Origin of the sequence: Paenibacillus catalpae, from assembly GCF_900112695.1 — a bacterium.
GTDB classification, from domain to species: Bacteria; Bacillota; Bacilli; order Paenibacillales; family Paenibacillaceae; genus Pristimantibacillus; species Pristimantibacillus catalpae.
The window spans coordinates 658,561-683,808 of the sequence record NZ_FOMT01000005.1 but is presented as its reverse complement, the minus strand read 5'-3'; the positions used below and the strand labels follow the sequence as shown (position 1 = coordinate 683,808).

Sequence of the window (25,248 nt, the reverse complement as noted above, 5' to 3'; positions counted from 1 at the left end):
GTGGCCGATCACCCTCTCAGGTCGGCTACGCATCGTCGCCTTGGTGAGCCGTTACCCCACCAACTAGCTAATGCGCCGCGGGTCCATCCATAAGTGGCAGATTGCTCCGCCTTTCCCGATTCGGCCATGCGACCAATTCGCGTATCCGGTATTAGCATTCGTTTCCGAATGTTATCCCAGTCTTATGGGCAGGTTACCCACGTGTTACTCACCCGTCCGCCGCTAACCTTGTCCCGAAGGACAAGATCCGCTCGACTTGCATGTATTAGGCACGCCGCCAGCGTTCGTCCTGAGCCAGGATCAAACTCTCCATGAAATGGCGTTTTCATCGCTCGACCGAAACCGATCGATGAAAACTCCTTGGTTTTGTTTGACTTGCTCAAACTTTTATACCGCATTGGAAAGCAAGCTTTCCAATCGGCGTTTTGATCAACCTCTAATAGCGGTCGCTCATCGCTGAGTTACTTCGATAGAGATTAATACATCGCTTTTTCCGTTATTTCTAACGGGGCAGTTTTGCTCGTTGTTCAGTTTTCAAAGAACAATTTTTTCAACAACGCAGCGTATCTTATCACGTTATCGAATTTGGTGTCAAGCTTTATTTCTCATCAATTTCAATTTCTATCAACTGATGATATTTAGCTTTTCGTCCCAACCGCGTGTCTCTCTCGGCCGGATTTATAATATAGCACGATTGCTTCTACGATTACAACAGGTAATAATTTACTATTAAAAAGATTCCTACGTTCCTCACGCTTTAAGAGAATGAGTTCCTCTGGACTTCGCATGAAGCACGAACAAATTCTACAGATCAGGTTTTCCTAAAGCCTTTATTCGGAGCATGGAAGCTGAGGGTCTATTGGACATATTCCCCCCGCTTCATACTTTCTCTGGAACTATTTATTAATTGATACTTCCACATACAGAGCGAAGTGTCCAGCCTAACGGCAACCAAGTCTTACTGTATAAAATAAAATAGCAGCCGGATAACGTTCTGCCGGCTGCTAAGGCTTTGTTCGATTATTGGTTAAACCAACAACATTCCCCCAACCGCCCCTGCCAGTACAACCAGCCAAGGCGGAAGCTTCCAATATACAAGCATGCCAAACAGCAATATAGCGAGAACAAAGTCTTCTGGCTGCTGCACAGCCGTAATCCATAACGGATTATAGAGTGCCGCCAGCAAAATACCTACAACTGCAGCATTAACGCCAACAAGAGCTCCTTGCACCTTCTTGTTCTGCCTCAGCGTATTCCAGAACGGCAATGCTCCTGCCATAAGCAGAAAGGCCGGTAGAAAGATCGCGGCTGTCCCCACTAATGCTCCCTTCACACCGCTGATCATCGCACCTAGGTACGCTGCTAAAGTAAATAACGGTCCCGGAACAGCCTGTGCTGCACCGTAACCAGTCAAGAAATCCGCTTTGCTCATCCAGCCTGTTGGGACTACCTCTTTCTCTAATAACGGCAACACGACGTGACCACCGCCAAAGACCAGCGAACCAGAACGGTAAAAGCTTTCGAACAAACCGAATAACCCTTCTCCACCAACAACTTGTCTAACAATGGGCAAACCAATAAGCAAAGCCAGAAATAGACCCAAGCAGATCATCCCGGAGCGTTTGCTGATCGGCATCGTCAAGGCGGAATGACTGCTGCCCGCAACTTCCGAATGCTTGTACAAGAATAAGCCAATGCCTCCCGCAGCCAAGAGAAGCACGATTTGACTTGCAGCAGTCTGCCACAATAACGTAATGGCCGCCGCAAGGATGGCAAGGGTAGCCCGGCTGCGGTCAGGCGTAAGCTTTAGTCCCATGCTGAGCACGGCCTGAGCGACAATCGAAACGGCTACGATTTTCAAACCATGAATCCAGCCCGAATTTCCGATATCAAATCCCTGCATCAGTAAAGCGAATAAGATAAGAAGAATTACAGATGGCATGGTGAAACCAATCCACGCCGCCACACCCCCAAGCCATCCTGCACGCAGCAGCCCTATTCCAATCCCAACCTGACTGCTCGCAGGACCGGGCAGGAACTGCGCAAGGGCAACCAGATCCGCATAACTTCGCTCATCAATCCAGCGCCGGCGCCCGACATATTCCTGATGGAAATAACCCAGATGTGCTGTTGGACCGCCAAACGATGTACATCCAAGTTTAAAAGAAACGGTAAGAACTTCAATTATGGCCTTCAGAGTAATTGTTCCTCCCCCAACGTTTCCTTTATTATATAAATAGAAAGGTATCTGGTTAAACCCTTTTTACGATTTCTTAAAGTTTAAGATGAAAGCAGGTATGCCGAAATGGAACCGAAATGGTTAGATTGGGCCAAGCAAATGCAAGCCATTGCCCAGACCGGGTTGACGTATGCGACCGATGTATACGATATCGAGCGTTATGAAGCCTTACGGCAGATGAGTATTGAGATTCTGGCTGAATATACGTCCGTTAGCCACGAGAAGATTACCCTTGCCTTCGCAAGTGACAATGGCTATACCACCCCCAAAACGGATATTCGTGCAGTTATATTTAAGGATAATAAGATTCTTCTTGTTCGAGAAAAAATAGACGGCGGATGGTCGATGCCTGGAGGCTGGAGTGATATCGGATACTCTCCGAAGGAGATTGCCGTTAAAGAAACCAAAGAAGAGGCAGGTTATGACGCCGCTGCTATCCGGCTGCTCGCCGTGCTGGACAAGAAATTCCATAACCACCCGCCTAGCCCCTACCATGTCTATAAAATATTCATTCTATGCGAGATCACAGGCGGCGAAGCTGCAGCAGGCGTGGAGACCAGCGATGTCGGCTTCTTCGGGATCGACGAGCTTCCTGAGCTTTCCGTCGAGCGGAATACTCTCGAGCAAGTCCAGTTAATGTTTGAGTATCTCCAAGATCCGAATAAAGCTGTTATTGTAGATTAATGCTGAGCTTCAATAAAAAAACGCCGATCCTGTGGATCGGCGTTTTTACCATATATCGATATTACAGTTGAGTAGTCTTCTTCCAATCCGCGGCAAACTTCTCCATGCCTTGATCTGTCAATGGATGTTTCGAAATTTGCTCGATAACCGAGAACGGAACGGTTGCAATGTGCGCACCTGCCATTGCTACGCGGGTAACATGATCCGGGTGGCGGACAGATGCTGCGATAATTTGTGCATCCAGGTTATGAACGCGGAACAGTTCTGCTACTTTAGCGACCAATTGAACGCCATCTTCGGAGATATCGTCCAGGCGGCCAAGGAACGGAGATACATAAGTTGCGCCTGCACGTGCAGCGAGGAGCGCTTGGTTAACCGTGAAGATCAGGGTTACGTTTGTTTTGACACCTTTTTTCGTCAGGTAACGGCAAGCTTCAAGACCAGCCAATGTCATTGGCAGCTTAATCGTAATGTTCTTGTCGTAGTTGTTGATCTTGATCAATTCATCCGCTTGTGCAATCATCTCTTCCGCTGTCAAAGCATCAGGCGTTACTTCAGCAGATACGGATTCAACCTCTGGTACTTCGCGCAAAATTTCAGCAATACGGTCTTCGAACTTAACGCCTTCTTTGGCAACAAGCGACGGATTTGTCGTTACGCCGGACAATACGCCGACTTTATAGGCTTTCTTAATATCTTCCAAGTTTGCTGTATCGATGAATAATTTCATTATGAACAACCTCCGAATAATATTATTTAGTTAAATTCTTTTGCCAGTCTTACTACGTTTTTCGTGCTAAAACCAAAGTGCTCCATAACCGCTGTACCAGGACCAGATGCACCAAAAGTATCGATCGACAACACTTTGCCCTCTTTACCAGCATAACGATCCCAGCCGAGGGAGATACCTGCTTCAATTGCAATCCGCTTCGTAACCGAATCAGGCAGAACGTTTTGCTTGTACGCTTCAGACTGACGCTCAAACAGCTCACGGCTAGGCATAGCTACGACACGTACGGAAATGTTCTCTTTCTCAAGCTCTTTCTTCGCTTCAACGGCAAGCGACACCTCGGAGCCTGTACCAATCAGAATGAGATCTGGCTGGTTGTTTGTTTCCGACAGGACATAGGCGCCTTTAGCTACGTCTTGAACGTTTGCTCTTGTTTCTTCAAATACCGGCAGGTTTTGTCTGCTCAGAATCAAGGCTACCGGACCATCCTGCTGCTGCAAGGCATAAGCCCATGCACTTGCAGTCTCATTCGCATCCGAAGGACGGATGACAGTTAGGCCAGGAATGGTACGCAAAGCGGCAAGCTGTTCGATAGGTTCATGAGTTGGCCCATCTTCCCCGACCGCAATCGAATCATGGGTGAACACATAAGTGACAGGCAGCTTCTGCAGTGCAGCGAGACGAATCGACGGACGCAGATAGTCGCTGAAGACGAAGAAGGTGCTGACGAACGGTTTAACACCGCCATGGAGAGCCATGCCGTTACCGGCTGCACCCATCGCATGCTCACGAACACCGAAGTACACGTTACGTGCTGCATAGCCATCAACGGCAAATTTGCCTTCACCGCGAATATCCGTCATGGTCGAATGCGACAGATCGGCGCTTCCGCCGAAGATCGAAGGATCAATCTTTACAAAATGATTAATCGCTTCCCCGCTCGCCACGCGTGTCGAGATGGATTTCGAAGAATCAAAGGTAAGAATGTCAGCTGCTTCCAGCGTCAGGGTTCCGTTCAATACTTGCTCGAATTCGCTGCCTTTCGAAGGGTACTGTGCTTTGTAGGAAGATACCAGTTCATTCCATGCAGCTTCTTTAGCAGCACCTTGTTGTTTCAATTCTGCAAAATGAGCTTTAACCTCTTCCGGCACAGTGAACTCTTCTTCGTATTTCCAGCCATAAACAGCTTTTGTAGCGACTGCTTCTTCCTTGCCAAGCGGATTGCCATGTACTTTGTTCGTGCCTGCAGCCTTGCTGCCGTAACCAATGATTGTACGAACTTCGATGATCGTCGGCTGGGAATCGTTTTGCTTCGCTTTTGCTATAGCTTCTGTAATTGCGGCGAGATCATTACCATCCTCTACACGCAAATATTCCCATTTTGCAGATTCAGCTCTTTTGTGTACGTCTTCACCGAAGGACAGATTCAGGTCACCGTCGAGCGAGATATCGTTCGAATCATACAATACGATTAATTTGCCCAATTTCATGTGGCCGGCCATCGACATGGCCTCGTAGGAGATACCTTCCATCAAACAGCCATCCCCAACAAGCGCGTACGTATAATGGTCAACAACCGGGAAACCTTCCTGGTTGTATTTTGCGGCCAAATGCGCCTCGGCCATTGCCATGCCAACAGCGTTGGCAATCCCTTGACCAAGAGGTCCTGTTGTTGCATCAACTCCGTCTGTATGACCAAACTCCGGATGACCTGGAGTCTTGCTGTTCAGCTTGCGGAACTGCTTCAGATCCTCAATCGATACTTGATACCCTGTCAGGTGCAGTAGGCTGTAAAGCAATGCCGATCCATGGCCGGCGGATAAAACAAATCGGTCGCGGTTGAACCATTTGGCATTCGCAGGATTGTGGGAAAGCTGTTTGCCCCATAGCGCGTACGCCATTGGAGCCGCCCCCATCGGCAGTCCCGGATGACCGGAGTTTGCAGCGTTGATTGCATCGATCGATAATGTACGGATCGTATCGACGGATAGTTGATCAATGTCCAATTTGGTAAGCATAGTCTTCTTCCTTCCGTTTCGTTTCTTGGTCTTCCTTCGAATCAAACCACCAGTGGAAGCCGTCGGCTGCCAGCAAGGCATCCGCTTCCGCCGGACCATTGGAGCCCGCTTCATAAGCGTGAAGCGGAACCTGGTTTTCCTGGAATGCGTCCAGGATCGGCTGCACCCAAGCCCATGCAAGCTCCACCTCATCCCAATGCGCGAAGAAGGTAGGATTGCCGACAAGCGCATCGTAAATCAGGTTCTCATAAGCCTCCGGAATATCCTTGCTGTTCTCATGCAATTGGATTTGAACCGGCTTCAGAACGCCATTTTCCTTCGTATTGAGCTGAAGCATAATGCCTTCGTTAGGGTTGATCTCAATAAGAAGAAGATTTGGCGCCCCTCCAATATGGGAGGTCTGATTCAAAGCTTCCTTAAACTCCACAACAATGCGGGTTGATTTCTCGTGCAGCCTTTTCCCGGTCCTGATATAGAACGGTACTCCGCGCCAGAAGTAATCATCCACTTGCAGCTTCGCCGCGATGTATGTGTCATTCATGGAGGTAGCGGCAATGCCCGGCTCGGAGCGGTACCCTTTCACCGGATTGCCTCCAACCGAACCGGATGCGTATTGTCCGCGAATCACGTTGGTACGAACATCCGATTGGGATAAAGGAATAAGTGCCTCCATCACTTGCTTTTTATGCTTCCTTACATCTTCGGCTGTACTGTTGTGAGGAAGATGTATAGCCAGCATCATCAGCATTTGAAGCATATGATTCTGGAACATATCTCTCACAGCGCCGACATGGTCGTAATAACCCGCGCGTTCTTCCACGCCAACGGTCTCACTTGCTGTAATCTGCACATTGGCAATATATCGGTTGCTCCACAGAGCTTGAATAATCGGATTCGCGCGTTCAAGAACTTCCAGGTTTTGAACCATCGGCTTACCAAGATAATGATCAATTCGGAATATTTCGTCTTCGGTAAATGACTTGCTCAGATGCTCGTTCAGATCACGAGCCGACTGCAGATCATGTCCGAACGGCTTCTCGATGACAAGCCGCTTCCAGCCTGCGGCAGAACCAAGTCCGCTCTCCTCGATATTCGAAGCAATCGTTGTGAAATACTCCGGCCCCACGGATAAATAGAAGAGACGGTTAGCAGGAAGGCCAAGAGCATTCTCGCGTTCCTCAATAATTTGCAACAATTTCTTATAATCATCTGTACGGCCGATATCCAGCACCGTGTAGCGGAATTTTTGAATAAATGCTTGCATCTGTTCAGGGTTTTGAATCTCTCGTCTTGAGAATTGCCGGAGCGACTGTTCCACACTTGTCTGGAAGAACTCGTCCGTCCATTCCCTTCTTCCTAGACCAATTAGAGAAAAAGCCTCCGGAAGTTTTCCATCAACGAATAAATTGTATAATGCAGGATAAATTTTTCTTTTGGCCAAATCGCCGGTTGCACCAAATAAAACATACGTTACGGGTTCCATGGTTTCTCTCCCTCCAACAGAACTTTTAAAGCTTCTGTTTTATTTTTCTGTAATTCCACTATAATACGATTAGGAGCTATACAAGTAATTAATATATTTTACAGGAGCTATCGACCACGTCTATGACCAATAACTATGAACTATACAAAGTGTTTTATTGGGCAGCCAAAACGGGCAGTTTGACCCAGGCAGCCAAGATGCTTTATCTCACTCAGCCAAGCGTCAGCCATGCCATTAAACAACTCGAGGAAAGCTTTGGATTGACGCTGTTTTACCGCAATTCCAAGGGAGTCTCCCTGACCCAGGAAGGCACTATTTTGTTCTCTTACATCGAGCAGTCCCAGATCCTCATCAACATGGCAGAAGAGAAAATGATTGCGCTTAAAAATCTGGATAACGGAGAGCTTCGGATCGGGGGAAGCGATTCCTTGTTCAAGCATTATCTTCTGCCTTATCTTGAAGATTTCATCAAGAAATATCCGGGCATTAAGCTGCATTTGAATCACGGGACCACGCCTGAAGTCATTACTTTTCTGAAAGAAGGCAAAATAGATCTTGGAGTGGTTCGTATGCCAATCGTGGATCCTCAGCTTGAGGTGAAAGAAAGCATACAGCTGCAGGACTGTTTTGTCGCAGGGGCTGTCTATAATGATTTAAAAAATAAAGTGCTGTCGCTGAACACGCTGCTGCAATATCCCATCATCCTGTTCTCCCGCAACAGCCGGGCGCGGATGGCCATTACGGAGATTTTCCACAGCTACGGCTATATGATTAGGCCTGAGATTGAGGTCGGCAGCGTTGACTTGTTGATCGAATTTGCACGAAGGGGGCTTGGCATTTCGTACGTTACCCGGGAATTTGTCGCGAAAGAGCTTGCGGAAGGCTCCTTGTTCGAGATTCAGCTCGATATCCCGCTGCCTCCCTCCCACATCGGGATGATGAATATGCGAAATATGCCGTTGTCCAGCGCCGCCAATCGGTTTATTGAACAGTTCCGATAAAGAAAAAGAGCCAAGAACATGCCCGTTCTTGGCTCTTGCATTACCGGATTTCCTTCCCCATGCACACACTTTCTTCACTGCCGATATATGGATCGTAATTTGCAATTTGCACATAGCCTAATTTCTTGTACAACGATATAGCCTCCGGCTGGCCAGTTCCCGTTTCCAGGAGGGCCTGCCTTTTCCCTTCTTCTGCCGCCCAGTTCTCCAGCTCTTTCACAATGGATTGGGCAATGCCCTTCCCTCTTGCTTCTTCTTTAGTGAACATCCGCTTAATTTCAACGGTTTGCTCATCCCTTTTGTCCCGATAACATCCGCATCCTGCCGCCTTACCATCGAGATACGCAACAACCGCCCGCACATCAAGATTAATCTGATTATGCGCATCAAAAAACTGCTGCGTGTCCGGGTATCTGTTCCATAGATCCTTATCCAGCAGCTTAATTAATTCTCGGAAATCAGTATGATCCGCTGGTACTCTTTGCAATAGAATCATGTTCAACAACCTTTCTAATTTTCTAAATGAATACCCCCATGTTGCAAAAAACCAAGAAAAGCCGCAGGCTCCTCTTGGTTCCAATCTTTATCTAAACGACTACATCCTCAACCTGTACTCCATCGGGCAGAACACCAAGCACCTGCTGACGAACAACGGCGTCATTCAGCTCCTGACCGAAAATAACAACGGAGCCTCGGTCATCACGTGCCCGGATGAGGCGGCCAAGCCCCTGTCTCAAGCGCAGCAGCATATAAGGCATATCCACATCAGCGAACGGATTGGCAGCATCACCGCGTCTGGCTTCAAATACCGGGTCATTCGGCGGGAATGGCAGCGACCACATGATCACCTGTGACAAGGATGGCCCCGGGATATCCAGCCCCTCCCACAACGTCACAGCGCAAAGCACGCTTGTCTCGTCATTCTGGAATTCGGCAATCAAATGGCTGATCTCTGCCGAACCCTCGAACAAGAAGCGGTAAGTGGTTGTTAAGCCCATACCTGTTGCTTCCTCGCGGAATCGCTCAAGCTCCTCCATGGACGGGAACAGGAACAACGTCCTTCCGCCTTTTTGCTCCAGAAGGTTGGCCGCAGCTTTCATCTTCTCTGCCCAGCTCAGATCGGCTTCCGATTCACGCGGCATCAGAACCTGCATTTGCTCTTCATATTCATATGGAGAAGGTACCGAGAAAGACAACGCCTGCTCAATGCCCATGCTCTCCTTGATATAATCAAAAGCTCCACCAACGGATAAGGTTGCAGACGAGAAGACGATAGGCATTTTCTTAGCAAACACCTGCTCCTTCAGCACCTCCTTCACCCATCTTGGCATGATGACCAGAGTAAGGCCATCCTTATCTTCCGAGGCCCAGCTGATCGGCTTCTCTTCACGCTTGAACAAGGATAATGCGAATTGAATCATTTCGATATGCTCTTCTACAATTTTGAGCTGGTAATCATCGATCGTAAACAGGCCGCTTTCAAAAACAAGCTCCTCCTCAATAGACGCCAGCACATCCTGCAGACGGTTCACTTCGCGAATAAGCTCCGGACTCCACATCACTTCCTTCCGGCTGGATGCCGGAACCGTCTTGCTGTTGCGGGCAATTAGCGCAAATAAATGATCACTTTGCACAATCGCTTCTTCTACGGCCAGCGCCAGCGATTCCCTAATCTCATCCTGCAGCAGACGCGTAATGATGCTCTCGAACACCGCATGGTTCAGCTTGTACGTTAACGCCTTCTGCGCCGCTGTTTCCAGCAGATGTCCTTCGTCAAATACAACGGAGCTGTGTTCAGGCAATAACGGCAGTTGACCCTCGCGTTTGCGCGCCTCATAGGTCCATACATGCTCCATATAGAAGTCATGCGAACAAATAATCAGATCGGCTGACTTCCGGTAATGCTCGCGGGACAAGGTCTGGCCGCAGCGATGTCTTCGATCACATACAAGGCAATCCTGGAAAACATCCCAGCCTAGCTTGGCCCATTGCCCGTCATTTAATGACGGATAATCTTTACGATTGCCATAGGGATGGAAGCTTTGCATCGTTTCCGGTTTATGAACAAATGACGGCAGACCGCGGAAGATCTCGTCAAAAGCTTCGGTATCCTCATCAAATGCAGATCTGGCATCATCAAGCTTATTCAAACAAATATATTGATCGGGCGATTTCCCGAGCCGTGCATCAATCGTAAATTCCAAATAACGCGCCAGCTTGGCAATATCCCCTTCCGGCTTCACAAGCTGTTCGATCAGAGACTCATCGGCACAAGCGATAATCGCCGGTTTTCTTGTGTAACGTGCATAGCTGATGGCATACAGCAGATAAGCAAGTGTTTTCCCCGTGCCCACGCCTGCCTCGGCGAAGATCGTCTGCTTCTCGGCATAAGCTCTCTCGAGCTGGAATGCCATATAGATCTGTTCATCCCGAACCTCAAATCCGGCTTCCGGCAGCTGCTCATAAAAAACATCCGCAATCCAATCGCTCGCCTGTTGTATAAACGGAAGCTTTGGATCAAACTCAAATGGATAATGACTGCTCATCAATGATCGTTCCTCTCCAAACAAGCACAAACGGCTGCGTCTCATACGCAGCCGCCTAAGCTATTCCCCCATAATTTAAAGCTTAAAATTCTGATTTCGGCTTGCGCGGCTTTGGCTTTGCTTTCTTTTGCAGAGCCGGCAAGTGCTTCATGCTTCGTGCCATTGGTCCTTTACACATCGGACACAGCGAATCGTCCGCTGCCATTTCGTCCCTGATCCATGCTTTACAGTCCGGATTCTTGCATTTTAAAATTTTCGTAGGTATTAATTTCGGTTTCGTGATGTCTTCGCTTGTGGTCACTCTTTTTTTGCATCCCTTTCCTTAACACGTAAAAACAAACTTCGCTAAATATATCACTTTCAAGGCGCTTAAGTCAAAGGAACTGGGCACAAATAAGAAAAGAAAAAATCCGCCTCTTATGGTGGTGAATTGGCATGGCTCTATCTCTCTATCAGACCATATTTGATTTTAATCCGCTCCAGTTTCTCAAGCATAGGCTTCGAGAGGACAAATAGAAAGATGACAGTAGCCGCAGCATGAATCAAATCGAACCAAAAGCCCGATGCATAGGTTGCAAGTAAAGCTTCCCTTGAGATAGACGGTGTGAACATCAGCAGCGAACCGACGTTAATTATCCCCCCATAGATGAAGAAGGCGGCTACTCCTCCAAATATACACAAGGATCGTTTATTTGCCTTGAGCCAGCCTTTCCGGAACAAGAGACCAGCGATAAATCCGATGATGCCGAAACAGAACATTTGCCAGGGCGTCCATGGTCCTTGTCCAAAGAAGAAATTCGAGACGAAGCCTGTCGTTGCTCCGACCAGAAAACCTGCCTCCGGACCAAAGCTGACTCCCGCAATGATGACGATCGCGACAACCGGTTTAAACTGCGGAAGCATGAAGAATGCCGCCCTGCCGGCAACAGCAATGGCGGTCAGAACAGCAATGACCATCAGCTCGCGGGCTTGCGGCTTTCTTCTCTCAAACACCATAGCAAACGGCAGCAGCGTATATAGAATAATAAGCAGGCTGATAAAATAATACTTCCGGTCATCGAGCGCATACACGCCAAACAGGATGGTTCCCGGAATGACAATAAGAAAGAGGAAGGCTGATACGAGTGTCCGTCTGCCGTACCCCCTTGTCTCTACCCGTTGTTCCTGCATTGCGCAATCACATCCTCTATCGTTACTGCATGGCTCCAGACATGGCGCGCCATCCGGTTCGCCGCCGTGGTATAGAAGCTGTTCCCGGCAAAGAATGTCTTAGCCGGCCCGCTTGTCGTAATGCTCCCGTTAAAGAACATCGCACATACATCGGCATATTTGGCACAAAACTCGATATCATGGGACACCATGATGATCGTCACGCCGTCAGCATTCAGCTGCTTCAAATAAGAAGCCAGCTTATCCTTGAAGAAACTGTCGAGACCTTTGGTCGGCTCATCTAATAAGAGAATACTCGGCTCCAGCAGCAGCACCTTGGCAAGCGCCGCTCTTTGCTGTTCCCCTCCGCTCAAGTCATAAGGATGCATCGTGAGCAGCGGCTGCAGCTCAAGAAACTCGCTCACGGCCTGAACTTTGTCCGCCCTCTTCTCCTTGGACAAGGAGGAATGAGTCAACATGTCAAATAAATCCTGCCCAACGGTCTTCTTCACGAACAAGTGCTGCGGATTTTGAGGCAGATACGCCAGATTGTTGTTATAAAGCTCCCTGGCATTCATCGACCCAATGTTCTTCCCGCCGATATACACTTTTCCTCTGAATGGCTGATAAAGTCCGCTTGCAAGTGATAGAGCAGTTGTCTTCCCTGTTCCGTTTCCGCCTACCAGGCAATAGAATTGCCCTCCGGAAACTTCAAAGGACAAATCTTTTATAATGTTAGGTCCGTTCTTCTCATACTTGAACCATACATCCTTAAAACGGACGGCAGGCTCTGCAGCTAATGGAATAGCCGTAATTTCATCGTCGAACTGTGCTGCCTCTATTCTGACAATTGGTTTTTCAGCCATGTAGCGGTCTAGCCACTGACGGCCTTCTTTTACCGTAACGGGATATGGAGATTCAGGCGTAACCCCCGCATAGATCTGCATCGGCGACGGCATCGCTGTAAACATAGGATGATTCATAAGCCTTAAGGCTTCTCCGACTTTCCGCGGCTGATCGTCTACAACAATCCTGCCTTCATCCATCACGATAAAACGATCTGATACCGGAAGCACTTCCTCCAGTCGATGCTCGGTCATGATAATCGTTGTTCCAAGCTCCTGATTGATCTTCCGCAATGTCTCGACAAAATCCGCTGCTGCAATCGGGTCAAGCTGGGAGGTCGGTTCATCAAGCAACAATACAGATGGGTGCATTGTCATTATGGAGGCCAGATTAAGCAGCTGCTTCTGTCCGCCGGACAGCTCTGTTACAGGCTTGTGGAACCAGGTTTGTATACCGAAAAAGCTGGCCATCTCCGCGACACGAATGCGGATCGTCTGTTGGTCTAGCCCCAGGCTTTCCAGCCCGAAAGCCAGTTCATGCCAGGCTTTATCGGTTACCATGCTATTGTCTGGATTTTGCAGAACAAAGCCAATCTCGGACGCTTGCGTGCGTTGATCCAGCTCACCAATTGGCTTTCCACGAAAGACAATCTCCCCCTCCCGCTTGCCATGAGGGGTTAAGATAGGCTTTAACTGGCGCAGCAGCGTACTTTTCCCGCTTCCGGATTTTCCGCCAATGATGATAAACTCACCGTCATGCACCTTCAGCTGTATATTTTGTAGAGCTTTCCTCTCCTGAAGAGGGAAAGTAAAGCTTACATCCTGGACGTGATAGATCTCCACTTGATTGCCTCCATCATATGTTGAATAATCGGCAGCATACATAAACCTAAATAAGCGGCATAGACAGCGATGCTAAATGCAGTCATTTCAGCAGCCTTAATGGAAGGAAAAAAACGCATCGAATTCTCCCCGTTGATCCCGCCAATAATGACAACGGTGACAAGGCTTAGCATTAACGCCATAAAGCCTTTATCCCGGTTATCGAACCGGTATAACGAATAGCTCGTTCGGCCGGGAAGTCCGTATCCTCTCGATTTCATGGAATCGGCTGTCTCGATGGCGTTCTCCAATGCCCATGTCGTCATGACCGAGAGAATCGTCATACCGTTTCTTGCCCGCTGAAGCCAATTCCCTTGCGTGACATCCTTGCCGATGCTTCGTTGCGCATAAGAAATCTGCTTGATCTGATCCTTGTACCTTGGCACTAGCCTTAACACCATCGATAAAATAAGGGACATCGCCGGAATCAGCTTTCCGAACAAATAAATAAATTTATCCGATGTCATGACCGCATTGTAGCAGGAGAACCAGAGAAGGACCGCAACAAACATACAAGCGGATGAAATTCCGTACAGAACCGATTCGAGCGTAACCGGATTGCCGCTTTTTAAATAGAACAAAATCGTAACTCCGGCGTGATTAAAAGCGGGGTTAATAAATGCCGTAATAAGCAGCAGCGGAAGCATAAGGGCCAATTGGAAACGAACTGCTCCCCTACCCCTCAGCAAAATGGAATAAACAGAGGCGCTGACAAGCGCAATAACCTGCATAAAGGGATGCATGAAGAACATGCTAAATAGCAGCACAGCAGCGAAATAAACAAAGTTGATGAAGGGATGATAGCCGGCGAATCCGCTCTGGTTCATGACTTGTCTCCTGCATCTTCGTTATAGCCCCCGACATCTCGTCCGAGATCGCAGGTGTACACCCACTCCACAACATCTCCGTCCTGGAGCGCGTAACGGCTGGCCCCGTAGCTCGGAAACCATCCATTCACTTTATACATCCATCCGCTAAGCTCTCCGCAGTCGAATTCGTAAATATTATGAATTCCTTCGATATAGTTACTGTTATAAATCGGCGTCATTTCGAATTCCATATGAATCTTGTTCTTCTTCATTTCCCGCAGCAGCACATCAAAGACGGACTCCCCTTCATAAAAGGCAACCTTCTGCGTCTTATAAATAATGCCGTCCTTTGGCAAAACTTCCAGCTTATCTTCGTTGAAGCTGTCCAGATTGTTCAGAATCGTAGCAGCGGATACCGACAGCGTAACGGTGAGAGATTTATTCTTGTCGATCTCAACGTCCTGCCACTCGACCGGCTTCGGCTTTCCCGATGGAACAGGGTCCGTCTGGTACTTATCCTTAGTCTCTTCTGGTAAAGCCGCTGGAGGCTTCGTGGATGGCGGAGTCTCCGCCCCATTACCCGCTCCTGTCTCGCCGGCTGATGATTTAACCGTTGCTAAAGGTGTCGTGGATGATTTAGACTCCTCAGATGGTTTCGTTGTTTGATCATCGTTACCAATGTCCGTTTCTGACGTTGATGGCTTTTCCTCAGAAGCAGGCTGAGATTGATCGGGAGTTGCCGGCTCGTTTTTTTCGGTTGTTACGGATTGCTGCCCGGACAATGCCGGCATCGTATCGCTGCCCGGTGACGGTGACAATATCGGCTCTACCTTTGTTATTGGAGTTGTCGCAATAGCCGTCTCCGGGCTTTTGGCGTAATTTCCTCCCCAGAAGTAGGCAATCGCCAAGACCCCGATGATAAGCAGGGCGGAAAGCCATTTTTTCTTATTCATTTTGTTCCCCACCTCTTAATTAAGAAATAACGAAGCAAGGGCATACGAATGCCCTTGCCGAGGTCTAGCTTATTGCACGTCTGTCATATCATAAAGACGTTTGCTGCCGCTCTTGAAGCGGTCGTAGGCAACCAGGGCATAAAATGCCTGATCCGTCGACATCAAATCCACTTCGCCAGGCTGCGCCCCGCCGTTACCGTTGCTTCCTGGCTTCACATGATAAAACCCTCCGTCCGCGGCTGAATAGCCGAGCAAAGCGTCCAATACGGAATGGCCATTTTTCACAAATCGTGTGTCCGTTTGAGAATCCATACCAAATGCTGTTAATGCGACTACAACCTGCGCCGCGCTTTCCGCGTTCACCGCTCCTCCGCTTGCAAAACCGCCATCTGCTTGTTGCGCTTTCGAGAGCCACGTGATTCCTCGGTCAACAGCAGCTCTCACTTTCGTATCGGATGCATAATATGGCGCGAATGCTTGAAGTACCATCGCCGTAATATCCGGGTCCGCTTCAGACGGCTTCTCACCAAGTGCCCAGCCACCGCCTGCCATCTCGCGGTTAAGAATAAAATCAATCAGAAGCTCTCTCGTAGTCTGCGTCTTCACGCTGGCATCCGCCGGAATGGAGTAACCTTTGCTGTCCAATGCAATCAGCGCGAAGATTGGGCCGTTGATCCCTTGCTTGATAACGGTCTGATAATCCGTCAATGGCTTAGTCAGATCATAGCCAGCCACATTGTGAATGTCTTTGCCAATTGCCGTCAGTGCAAGAATGACACGGTCATATTCCGTGTACTTCACCGAGTGAAGCTTGCCTTCTTTTTCTTTTACCGTCCGCTCGACATTCGAGTAATATTGGGAGAAATAGGAATCAGGTACGGGCATGCCTGAACGCGCCAATCCCAAGACGGTCCATTCTCCTCCAACGCTTGCAATGACAGGGTCCGTCACAACCTGTTGCAGGAAGGCTGCTGTCGTTTTCATTTGGCCTTGTACTTCCAGTTGCTTGGCATCAACCGGCGTAGTGCCGCCGGAACCTGCTTGCTTGTAATCGTAGGAACGCATAGACACAACGGCTGCCATCTCGCGGGTAACTTTGGCATGCGGGTCGAACTTGCCGCCTGCCCCTTGCATCAAGCCGGATTGCATAATTGTTGCGATATCAGACTGCGCCCAGAGCGAAGCAGCCTTCAGGTCTTTAATTTCTGTTTCCGGATTTGCCGCTTTAATGCCAAGCGCCCGAACAATTGTTACGGCCATCTCTTCACGGGTAATACTTGCATCGGGATTAAAATGCTGCTGATAGCCGGTCATATAACCAGCCTGCGCAACCGTGTAGACGTAAGGTGCGAACCAATCCTTTGCGGTCACATCGGTAAAGCCAGTTGCTGGTGCCGTTGTTGGCAAACCAAGAACCGCCACAAGCATTTTAGCGAATTCCGCTCTCGTAACAGTGTTTTTCGGATGGAACTTGCCGCCGCTGCCCTGAACGAAGCCTTTTTCAGATGCCTGTTCAATCGCTTGATTCGCCCAACTCGAAATTTGAGAAGCATCCGAATAGAGCTTCTCTAAACCGCTTGAAGCAGGAGGCGTAACTGTTCCTTCTTCTGTATGGCCGCTGTCATCACCGTTGTTGTTGCCGTTCTCTCCTGGTTCTTCCCAATCATTCGGATCTATGCCCAGATCAATACCAAGATCCGTTGTGTAACGCCATTGCAGTTTATCTCCGTCTTTAAGCTCGTAGAGACTTGCCCCGAAGTTCGGATATACGCCGTTCACGTTATACATCCATCCGCTGCCATCACCATGGTCGAATTCTCCGTCACCGTCGATGGACTGTACATAAACACTGTTATACTTCGGTGTAATCGTGTAATCGTAAGCAATACTTGTGTTATCGAGCATACGTTTAAGCACGCTCCATGCGGTATCGCCAGTACGCAGCTCAATCTTTGTACTTGGGATTGTATAACCTTTATTAATCGTTAATTTGTCTACCGATAGCGTTACATATTTCGCTGCTGTCGGCGGAGGAATACTCCCCCCTCCATCTACAACCGTCGTACTTTCAGAAAAAGCCACATAGTCCGTAAAATGATTTGTCTTAATAATAAGATTAGTGCCATCATCGTACGCGTATTCGTTATTACCGCTTGCTAGTCCTAATGCGTCGCTGGCATATTTCGTAATTGGTGATGCTACGCCGCCTTCAATATAAGCTGCGCTTTTACCGCCCATTCCTTTGAGAGTCAATGTGATGTATTGGTTAAACTGCACACGGGCGCTTCCGCCCAGCAAGAAAGCAAGAGATACTTGATCAAGCTTTTTGCCAGTTGCAACAATTCCATTAATTTGATTTTTCAAAGTGGAATCAGAGGGATCTAAGGTAGTAAGTAAATGAATTCCCGCCGAATCTCCCGAGATCACTTGCGTGCCATGCGGAATAAGTAAAGAATGATTACCTTTCACAGCCTCAATCTGCGGCAATGCCGTGTTAAGCAGAAGACTGAGCTTCACATTGGAAGTTTTACCGGTTGGAATTGTAATGCCGATTTGTTTAGCGCTATCAGCTGCCGTAACCGGAATTCGGTAATCCGCGGAATCATCCGGTACCGTCACTTGCGGCGTATTGCCTGAAGGCAATGTCAGATCCCCTGGATTGACAGGCTGGTCCGTAGAAAGGGTTACATCCGTCATGTCATAAAGCGAATGCTTCTGCTTCAGGTAGCGGTCATAAGCGACTAGGGCATACGTGCCTTGATCGGTCGCCATTCCATTGACGCCGCCGGTCTTCGTATGTCTGAACCCGCCGTCCGGCAAAGCATACTGCAGGAAGGCATCAATAAGAGAATTTCCATTTTTCACAAAACGGGGATCCGAGTTGGAATCAATGCCTAATGCGCTAAGAGCAACGATAACTTGTGCTATGCTTTCACTCGAAGAATAACCGCCGTCTTTGCTGCTTTGCGACTTGGATAACCAAGCGACCGCACGGTCTGCAGCAGATTTGACGTCTGAGTTGTTGTTGTAATAAGGAGCTAATGCTTGGAGTGCCATAGCGGTAAGGTCCACATCAACAAAGTTGCCAAAACCCCATCCGCCAGCATTTTCAGTCCCTTTCTTTACCTCTTTATCCAGCATGTATTGAATAAGATTGGCTCTTGTCGATTGAACAGCTGCATTTTCTACGAGTGGAATCTCATAGTTGTGGCTGTCAAATGCAAGCAATGCATAGGTAGGACCATTAATGCCTTGGGCGATTACTTTATTGAAGTCGGCCAGCTTCTCAAGCTGGTTATAACCGCCAACATGCGTAACATCCTTACCGATGGAGGTTAAAGCCAGAATCACTCGTGAGTGCTCGGTATATTTGCTTGGATCAAGCACATTTTGTTTATCTTCAACAGCAGCTGCAACCTTGCTGTAATAAGAGTCATAATATCCTTCCGGCACTCCGTAATTGCCACGGGCTAACGTCATCACCGACCATTCGCCGTTAAGCGTTCCAAATACGGGATTGGTAACGGTGGACAAAAGATAAGCCAGATTACGCTCGACATATTGTTCAATCGTAGCGGCAGCAGTTGCTTTATAAGTAACGGAGTACGTTTGAGACGCCTCATTGCCTGAGCTGTCGGCTGCTGTTATGACAAGCGTATTTAAGCCCGCTGCGAAATTTGCTGTATACTGTCCGCTTGAAGACTGCAACAGATTACCGTTCAACGCAACTTCCGGTGCAATCGTCTGTGACACCATGTCTGTTACGGATATGGTAAAAGCAAGCTGCGGCTTGGTAACAACCTGATTGTTCGTCAATCCGTTAACCGTAATTGTTGGAGGCGTTGTATCCTGGACATCTTCGGACACCGCAAGTGCCTCGTCAGCAGAAGCTGTTCGCAGCGGGGTTGTAAATGCGGATAACGTCAAAGCCGCTGTGAGCAACCAGACGATAAATCTATTCTTTTTCATCGGAAACTCCCTTTCATAACTCTCTAATCACCTAAAAATGCAATGACAACAAAAAAAACCTTCAACTCATAGAAGTTGAAGGTTTGATCAAGTAGACATGTCCAAATAAGCATGCATAATGAACACCCTCCTATCGCTCGTAGAATTGTGGTGTAAAAAAGAATCAGGCAGGTATTCTGGCTCAAGCGTCATCGCTTATGCATCCTTCCCGGTTGCCCAGTGGATTCTTGCATAAACTCGTCTCTTACAGCGGCGGGACCGCGTGGGATTTGCACCCAACTTCCCTTTTAACCAATCCAATACCATCGTCCTATTGGACAAATGCTATCATTGGCACCTGAAACTTATCTCGTATTCAATTAGCTAGCTCATCATAACGAATAATTGTTATTTTGTCATGCTAAATTTTACATGATGTGTTATCTACTTCAGTTGATCCCCATGAAAAACTCGCAATATAAATTCACGTTCCGGAACAACAAGCTTCGCATACGATGCCAAAAAAGCGGAATTATTGTATTCCGCTTCCTCCAATTGCACCTGGAAGCCCTGCTCGCTCACCGTAATAATCGCGTATCTGGCAGTAGGCATGTCATTGCAGCCCAAGGAACCGGGGTTAACAAACACTTGCGTGCCGCTTCTGAAAAAATGAACAGGATGATGATGGCCGAAACCGATAAAGGCATCCTCATACCCTTCGAACAGCTTCTCCAGATTATTCAGACTGGGCTCGACAATCGGGCTGAACGGATCTTGATGAATCGGGTCATTAAACTTGTCGCGAGCAATATGATAATGCGTGAACAACATCGCTTGACCTTCCTCCACCGTTCTGATCATGCGGGGCATCTGTTCAAGCTTAGAGACATAGCATTTGTCCATCCGCTCCGCAATCCACTCATGATGCCGTTTCGAATGGAAATGGCTCTCCGGATAAGGCTCTCCGTTTATAATCGCGAGAACAGCTTCATCGTGATTCCCGGACACAAAGGAAATATTCTCTCTGGAGAAAAGGGTCTCGAGAACCTCGTTCGTATCCGGACCAATGCCAATCAAATCCCCCAAGCAATAGATGGAGTCAACCTTATGCAAAGTGTCAATCTCATGAAGGGCTGCTCGCAACGCAGGCATATTGCCATGGATATCCGTAATCAATGCAATCTTCTTGCTCATGCTTCTCCACCCTTCCTGCTGGTATGGCGGGCTTATTCCTTGGAGATGCTCCGAATGGACCCGTCGGCGGAACCAACAATAACGAGATTAGCCATATGAATAAATAATCCGTTATCCACAACGCCAGGAATCCCGTTCAGCTCATCATGCAAGGCTGCCGGGTCTGCGATGGCAGCAAACTCACAATCCGCAATATAATTGCCATTATCGGTGACAAACAGCTCTTCGCCATTCTTGCGCAGCTTAGGCTCACAGCCGAGGTTCCGCAACTTTTTAACCGTCAGCTCGAAAGCAAACGGGACAATCTCAACCGGCAGCGGGAACTTGCCCAATTGATTTACAACTTTGCTCTCGTCCACAATAATGATCAACTGCTTGCTGGCTGCCGCAACTATCTTCTCGCGGAGCAGCGCGCCGCCGCCGCCTTTGATCAGATGCAGCCCGGAATCAACTTCATCCGCTCCGTCAATGGTCAGATCCAGCACGTCTACATCCGCGAAAGACATCATCGGAATGCCTAATTCCTTCGCAAGCTGCTCGGATTGCACAGATGTAGCAACTGCCTGAATGTTTAGTCCTTCTTCCTTTACACGCCTGCCAATGGCTTGAATCGCCCAATACGCGGTCGAACCGGTTCCAAGCCCTACTTTCATGCCTTCTTTTACAAGTTCGACGGCTTGTTCTGCTGCAATACGTTTCGATTCCATGAGATCACCTTTATTTGATTAGTATTTGTACAATTGATTTAATTTTTAGTATAACAAAGCTATGTATGTTAGGGAACAAGGTGAAACGGTTTCGCCGCCCTTTGGCAGGAGGGCGCTTTTCATTCCAAAGAATTAATAAAGGCACATCGCCGCTATATCTTAGCGGGAATGTGCCTTGTCATTCTTATTTAATAAACCATGCCGATATCGGGCAAACTTTGTACGCAGCCCTAATTGCTTTGCTTACTCAGCAAAGATGTGATTGCCGATTTGAACGATTTGCTTGCGGGACCAAATCCACTGCGAGGTTGCCGTCTTCGGATTAAAATAATACAATGCCCCTTGCGTTGGATCATTGCCTTCCAGCGCTTCAAGCGCAGCTTTGTACGCTGTTGCATTTGGCTTCAAATAATATTGGCCGTCATCTACCGCCGTGAAGGCTCCTGACTGCTCAATAACGCCTTTTAAGGTTTTCGGGAATTGGTCGGAGGCAAGACGGTTCAGCACAACTGCTGCTACCGCAACCTGGCCCTTGTAAGATTCTCCGCGTGCTTCCGCGTATATAATACGTGCCAGAAGATCAAGCTCCTCCTGGTTAACAGAAGCTTTCTTCAGCTCCGTCCACGTTTTTTTGCCCGTTACTCCATCTTCCTTCAAGCCATAGTCAGCTTGGAACTTGCGAACGGCATCTTCCGTCATTTTGCCATAAAACGTTGTAATTGCCGTATTATCAAAATATCCCATCGTCTTGAGACGGAACTGCAGATCCGGAACATCCGGTCCTTGGCTGCCATAGCTCAATGTAGCTGGCGCTACTGCGTTTGCGGCTTGAAGCGGCATGGCTACCGTCATCATAAATGCTAGAATAATGGAAATACTATATTTATAAATTTGATTATTAATCAAGTTTAATACTCCTCTCATTTTATTAATAATTGTATAAAATCATTAATTGGATTAATTTTATTGTGTAACGGCTGGTTTCAAACGAGTTTAACATAGAAATTATCGAATAGTAACCCAAATACATGATTTACATTTATTTGCTAAGCTAACTTTTTCCTCCCGCAACAATCCTTCTGATTGTTCACCATCACTGGAATTGGTACAATATAGAAAGATATAAAGTGAGGTGAACAGCATTGAATGTGATCAAAATTAAGGATCGGCAGGAGCTCGACCGGCGTGTGCCGATGATGCCCTGGTATGTGGAGAAATTTATTAACTATAAGCTTCCGGACCTGTCTCCCTCTTCATTGCTGGAGTATGTAAGAGATTACGAGACGTTCATGGGATGGCTTATTGCAGAAGGGCTGTCTAGTGCGGAGAAGGTAAAGGATGTCCAGCTGATTGAGCTGGAACGGCTGCATATGGACAGCATCGACAGCTTCCGGATGTTCCTGGCGACCAATCCGAACCACAGCAATACAAGAACAACCATAACTCGCAAGCTGTCGTCTCTTCGTTCGCTTTTTCATTATTTGAGTCAGATCGCCGAGGATGAAGAGTTCTACCCGCTATTGAAGCGGAACGTCATGGCTAAGGTCTCGATCAAGCGGACGCATAAGCCAAAAGACACGGCGGCCAAGCTGGAAGGCAAGCTGCTCCAAGAAGAGGAGATTTCCGAATTTCTGGCGTACATTCATGCGGACTACGAGAAGGATGTTGCTTCTAATAAACAGGCTCTATATTCCTATAAGCTCAATCAGACCAGGGACAGCTGCATCATCAGTCTGATTCTGCACTCCGGTCTTCGTGTATCGGAAGTCGTGAACCTAAACGCAGAAGACATTGATGTGAAAAAGAAGCTCGCCTACGTTTACCGTAAAGGTAAGAACGACGACACCTTTAAAACCCCGGTCTACTTCCGCCAGGAAGCTGTCGAGGATTTGACCGCTTATCTTCAGTTGAGAGACAGTCATTATAAAGCGCCAAAACGCGAAAAAGCCCTCTTTCTTGCCATTGCTAACGGCAAAAAAGAAGGCTCTCGAATGACCAAACGCGCCATTCAGGAAATGGTTATTAAATACGCAAAGCGATTCGGCAAGCCTTACTTAAGCGTACATAAGCTTCGCCATTCGTTCGCAACCGATTATTACTTGCGCAACGATATTTATATGACACAGGAGCAGCTTGGGCACGCCTCTCCAGAGACGACCCAAATCTACGCCCACCTTACGGATAAAACAATGGCTGAAGCGATTGACCGCATCAAACAGGCTAGTGAGGCAGCGAATTAAGCCTGCACTTGCGACAGTACAGCTTCTTGCATGTTAAGCTGCGTATTCACAAGCTTCGCATAGAGCCCGCCATGCTTCATTAATTCATTATGCGAGCCTTGCTCCGCTATTCGTCCATCCTGGACCACAAGGATAAGATCCGCATCGCGTACCGTCGACAGACGGTGCGCAATGATAAAGGCCGTTCTGCCGTTCAGCAGTGTCTCCAGCGCCTCTTGAATATGCTGCTCCGTCTCGGTATCTACACTGGAAGTCGCTTCATCCAGAATAAGAACGCGGGGATCTGACAGAAGCACCCTGCCGAAAGCAAGCAATTGCCGCTGACCAACCGACAGCTTGGAGCCGCGCTCCTCCACCTCCGTCTCGTAGCCATCGCTCATCGGAGCCACTACCCGGTCCAGCCGGACGCTTTCTGCCGCTTGCACCATCTGCTCTCTTGTTGCCCCATCATTACCGTAACGCAAGTTCTGCTCAATCGTTCCCGAGAAAATAAACGAATCCTGAAGCACAATCCCCATCTGTCTGCGGAGCGACTCCAGCGTAACCTCTTTTACATCCAGCCCATCGATCGTAACCTTCCCGCCCGTTGCATCATAGAACCGCATCAGCAGGTTGACGATTGTACTTTTACCCGCTCCGGTGGGTCCTACAAGTGCAACACGCTGCCCCGGACGAACCTTGAAGCTGACGTTATGAAGCACATCCGGCTTGGATTCCTCATAGCGGAACGAAACGTTCTCGAATGCCACTTCGCCACGAATCGCCGGCATACGGCGGGCATCGGCAGCATCGGTTACTTCAGCGTCGGTATCCAAAATTTCAAAGATCCGTTCTGCGGAAGCCATAGCCGAAAGCACTTGGCTGTACACTTTGGACAACGCGCTGAGAGGCCCCCAGAAACGCCATAAGTAATTGATGAAGGCCATGACAAAACCGATTGTGAGCGCACCATCCATGACTTGTTTGGCTCCGAACCAGATTACGATACAAGTTCCGATCATACCTACAAGCTCAACAAGCGGATATACGGTTGATTCCAGCATAATCGCACGCATAAAAGCCTGTTTATTCCGGAAATTGATTCCCTCGAAGCGTGCGCTGTTCTTATGCTGACGGGAGAAGGCTTGCACGACGCGGATGCCCTGAATCGTTTCGTTCAAATGGCCGTTGATCGCCGACATCGTCTTGCGTGAACGCGTCCATGCCCCTTCAATGCGAGGTCGCAGACGGTTCACGATCAGATAAAGCAGCGGCATCATAATAAAGGACAGCAGTGCCAGCTTCCAATCCATCCAGAGCAGGATAGCCACAATCCCGACGAGATGCGTGACTTCCATCACCGTTGTGATCAGGCCGCCATTTATGAGCTCGCCAATTGCATTCGTATCATTCGTAATGCGGGACATAATCTTCCCCGCCGGACGTCCGTCGAAGAAGCGGAAGGACAGCTTCTGCAGATGATTAAACAGCTGCTGGCGAAGATCATAGAGGATGCGCTGGCCCGTAAAATTAATATATTTGGTATGCGCCCAGCCGCAAGCCCAGCCAATCAGTTTGATGCCAAGCAAGGTAATCCCAAATAGATGAATAGCTGTAAAATCCCCTTTTGTAATGCCTTCATCGATCAGGTACCCGAGCAGCAAGGGCTCTGCCAGGCTTAAAATCATATTGATAAGAACAACGCCTATAATGAAGATAAGCGTCTTTCGATACGGCTTCAAATAACCAAGTAGTCTCTTCATATAGACGAGATTAAACGGTTTTTCTTCAATCTCGCTGTCGTCATCCCATTCCACTTGACTCATGTATTCCCCTCCTGT

19 protein-coding genes, 1 rRNA gene and 1 riboswitch are annotated in these 25,248 nt (G+C 48.2%); of the genes, 3 read left to right on the top strand and 17 right to left on the bottom strand.

Features of this window, described 5'->3' with window-relative positions:
• A 16S ribosomal RNA gene (locus BM200_RS24520) occupies positions 1 to 316 on the bottom strand; the annotation flags it as partial.
• Positions 317 to 1,027: 711 nt separating this feature from the next.
• On the bottom strand, positions 1,028 to 2,197 hold the full coding sequence (locus BM200_RS24515; RefSeq protein WP_091189271.1) for a chromate transporter: 1,170 nt from the start codon (positions 2,195 to 2,197) through the stop codon (positions 1,028 to 1,030).
• Positions 2,198 to 2,305: 108 nt separating this feature from the next.
• On the opposite strand from BM200_RS24515, the gene BM200_RS24510 reads away from it, so the two are divergent.
• Positions 2,306 to 2,923: an NUDIX hydrolase gene (locus tag BM200_RS24510; protein ID WP_091189270.1), complete on the top strand. Its 618-nt coding sequence runs from the start codon at positions 2,306 to 2,308 to the stop codon at positions 2,921 to 2,923.
• A 61-nt stretch (positions 2,924 to 2,984) separates the two neighbouring features.
• Here the strand turns inward: BM200_RS24510 and fsa are convergent, their stop codons facing one another.
• The 3 genes from fsa to zwf are packed head-to-tail and all read right to left on the bottom strand — an operon-like array spanning position 2,985 to position 7,154.
• Entirely contained in the window at positions 2,985 to 3,653 is a 669-nt protein-coding gene (gene fsa / locus BM200_RS24505) for a fructose-6-phosphate aldolase (protein WP_091189269.1), read from the bottom strand.
• 26 nt (positions 3,654 to 3,679) lie between these two features.
• Entirely contained in the window at positions 3,680 to 5,671 is a 1,992-nt protein-coding gene (tkt, locus tag BM200_RS24500; RefSeq protein ID WP_091189268.1) for a transketolase, read from the bottom strand.
• Positions 5,649 to 7,154: a glucose-6-phosphate dehydrogenase gene (gene zwf / locus BM200_RS24495; protein ID WP_091189267.1), complete on the bottom strand. Its 1,506-nt coding sequence runs from the start codon at positions 7,152 to 7,154 to the stop codon at positions 5,649 to 5,651. Before zwf ends, tkt begins: the two co-directional genes overlap by 23 nt.
• 122 nt (positions 7,155 to 7,276) lie before the next feature.
• Here zwf and BM200_RS24490 point away from each other — a divergent pair, with 122 nt between their 5' ends.
• Positions 7,277 to 8,155, top strand: a complete 879-nt coding sequence (locus BM200_RS24490) for a LysR family transcriptional regulator (protein WP_091189266.1) — start codon at positions 7,277 to 7,279, stop codon at positions 8,153 to 8,155.
• A gap of 40 nt (positions 8,156 to 8,195) precedes the next feature.
• Here the strand turns inward: BM200_RS24490 and BM200_RS24485 are convergent, their stop codons facing one another.
• The 11 genes from BM200_RS24485 to sleB form a co-directional block, all read right to left on the bottom strand.
• Positions 8,196 to 8,651 (bottom strand): GNAT family N-acetyltransferase, encoded by a 456-nt coding sequence (locus BM200_RS24485; RefSeq protein ID WP_091189265.1) that lies wholly within the window; start codon positions 8,649 to 8,651, stop codon positions 8,196 to 8,198.
• 91 nt (positions 8,652 to 8,742) lie between these two features.
• Positions 8,743 to 10,701, bottom strand: a complete 1,959-nt coding sequence (locus tag BM200_RS24480) for an ATP-dependent DNA helicase (protein WP_091189264.1) — start codon at positions 10,699 to 10,701, stop codon at positions 8,743 to 8,745.
• An 82-nt stretch (positions 10,702 to 10,783) separates the two neighbouring features.
• Positions 10,784 to 11,002 carry a cold-inducible protein YdjO-related protein gene (locus BM200_RS24475; protein WP_091189263.1) on the bottom strand — a complete coding sequence of 73 codons (219 nt, stop codon included), beginning with the start codon at positions 11,000 to 11,002 and terminating at the stop codon, positions 10,784 to 10,786.
• 140 nt (positions 11,003 to 11,142) lie between these two features.
• Positions 11,143 to 11,871: an ECF transporter S component gene (locus BM200_RS30130; protein WP_175532999.1), complete on the bottom strand. Its 729-nt coding sequence runs from the start codon at positions 11,869 to 11,871 to the stop codon at positions 11,143 to 11,145.
• The gene (locus BM200_RS24470) at positions 11,853 to 13,538 is read right to left on the bottom strand and encodes an ABC transporter ATP-binding protein (protein ID WP_175532998.1); all 1,686 of its coding nucleotides are present in this window, start codon (positions 13,536 to 13,538) and stop codon (positions 11,853 to 11,855) included. The genes BM200_RS30130 and BM200_RS24470 overlap by 19 nt, the downstream gene beginning before the upstream one ends.
• Positions 13,511 to 14,404 (bottom strand): energy-coupling factor transporter transmembrane component T, encoded by an 894-nt coding sequence (locus BM200_RS24465; protein WP_091189262.1) that lies wholly within the window; start codon positions 14,402 to 14,404, stop codon positions 13,511 to 13,513. The genes BM200_RS24470 and BM200_RS24465 overlap by 28 nt, the downstream gene beginning before the upstream one ends.
• Positions 14,401 to 15,339, bottom strand: a complete 939-nt coding sequence (locus BM200_RS24460) for a DUF4430 domain-containing protein (RefSeq protein WP_091189261.1) — start codon at positions 15,337 to 15,339, stop codon at positions 14,401 to 14,403. The genes BM200_RS24465 and BM200_RS24460 overlap by 4 nt, the downstream gene beginning before the upstream one ends.
• A 69-nt stretch (positions 15,340 to 15,408) precedes the next feature.
• Positions 15,409 to 19,308, bottom strand: a complete 3,900-nt coding sequence (locus BM200_RS24455) for an S-layer homology domain-containing protein (RefSeq protein WP_245773133.1) — start codon at positions 19,306 to 19,308, stop codon at positions 15,409 to 15,411.
• A gap of 149 nt (positions 19,309 to 19,457) precedes the next feature.
• Positions 19,458 to 19,664: riboswitch (cobalamin riboswitch) on the bottom strand.
• A gap of 67 nt (positions 19,665 to 19,731) precedes the next feature.
• Positions 19,732 to 20,481, bottom strand: coding sequence for a metallophosphoesterase family protein (locus BM200_RS24450; protein ID WP_091189260.1), 750 nt, complete (start codon positions 20,479 to 20,481; stop codon positions 19,732 to 19,734).
• A gap of 32 nt (positions 20,482 to 20,513) precedes the next feature.
• Complete coding sequence (gene rpiA / locus BM200_RS24445; protein WP_091189259.1) at positions 20,514 to 21,188, bottom strand: ribose-5-phosphate isomerase RpiA; 675 nt, start codon at positions 21,186 to 21,188, stop codon at positions 20,514 to 20,516.
• Between the two features lie 243 nt (positions 21,189 to 21,431).
• Positions 21,432 to 22,043 (bottom strand): spore cortex-lytic enzyme, encoded by a 612-nt coding sequence (gene sleB, locus BM200_RS24440; protein ID WP_245773142.1) that lies wholly within the window; start codon positions 22,041 to 22,043, stop codon positions 21,432 to 21,434.
• Between the two features lie 287 nt (positions 22,044 to 22,330).
• On the opposite strand from sleB, the gene xerS reads away from it, so the two are divergent.
• The gene (gene xerS, locus BM200_RS24435) at positions 22,331 to 23,428 is read left to right on the top strand and encodes a tyrosine recombinase XerS (RefSeq protein WP_091189257.1); all 1,098 of its coding nucleotides are present in this window, start codon (positions 22,331 to 22,333) and stop codon (positions 23,426 to 23,428) included.
• Here the strand turns inward: xerS and BM200_RS24430 are convergent.
• Entirely contained in the window at positions 23,425 to 25,233 is a 1,809-nt protein-coding gene (locus tag BM200_RS24430; RefSeq protein ID WP_091189256.1) for an ABC transporter ATP-binding protein, read from the bottom strand. The two genes, xerS and BM200_RS24430, sit on opposite strands and share 4 nt — an antisense overlap.
• Between the last annotated feature and the right edge of the window lie 15 nt (positions 25,234 to 25,248).

Coding starts and splice junctions, on each gene's coding strand:
- BM200_RS24510 (WP_091189270.1), top strand. CDS start 2,306: ATGGAACCGAAATGGTTAGATTGGGCCAAGCAAATGCAAGCCATTGCC.
- fsa (WP_091189269.1), bottom strand. CDS start 3,653: ATGAAATTATTCATCGATACAGCAAACTTGGAAGATATTAAGAAAGCC.
- tkt (WP_091189268.1), bottom strand. CDS start 5,671: ATGCTTACCAAATTGGACATTGATCAACTATCCGTCGATACGATCCGT.
- zwf (WP_091189267.1), bottom strand. CDS start 7,154: ATGGAACCCGTAACGTATGTTTTATTTGGTGCAACCGGCGATTTGGCC.
- BM200_RS24490 (WP_091189266.1), top strand. CDS start 7,277: ATGACCAATAACTATGAACTATACAAAGTGTTTTATTGGGCAGCCAAA.
- BM200_RS24485 (WP_091189265.1), bottom strand. CDS start 8,651: ATGATTCTATTGCAAAGAGTACCAGCGGATCATACTGATTTCCGAGAA.
- BM200_RS24480 (WP_091189264.1), bottom strand. CDS start 10,701: ATGAGCAGTCATTATCCATTTGAGTTTGATCCAAAGCTTCCGTTTATA.
- BM200_RS30130 (WP_175532999.1), bottom strand. CDS start 11,871: ATGCAGGAACAACGGGTAGAGACAAGGGGGTACGGCAGACGGACACTC.
- BM200_RS24465 (WP_091189262.1), bottom strand. CDS start 14,404: ATGAACCAGAGCGGATTCGCCGGCTATCATCCCTTCATCAACTTTGTT.
- BM200_RS24460 (WP_091189261.1), bottom strand. CDS start 15,339: ATGAATAAGAAAAAATGGCTTTCCGCCCTGCTTATCATCGGGGTCTTG.
- BM200_RS24455 (WP_245773133.1), bottom strand. CDS start 19,308: ATGAAAAAGAATAGATTTATCGTCTGGTTGCTCACAGCGGCTTTGACG.
- BM200_RS24450 (WP_091189260.1), bottom strand. CDS start 20,481: ATGAGCAAGAAGATTGCATTGATTACGGATATCCATGGCAATATGCCT.
- rpiA (WP_091189259.1), bottom strand. CDS start 21,188: ATGGAATCGAAACGTATTGCAGCAGAACAAGCCGTCGAACTTGTAAAA.
- sleB (WP_245773142.1), bottom strand. CDS start 22,043: ATGATGACGGTAGCCATGCCGCTTCAAGCCGCAAACGCAGTAGCGCCA.
- BM200_RS24430 (WP_091189256.1), bottom strand. CDS start 25,233: ATGAGTCAAGTGGAATGGGATGACGACAGCGAGATTGAAGAAAAACCG.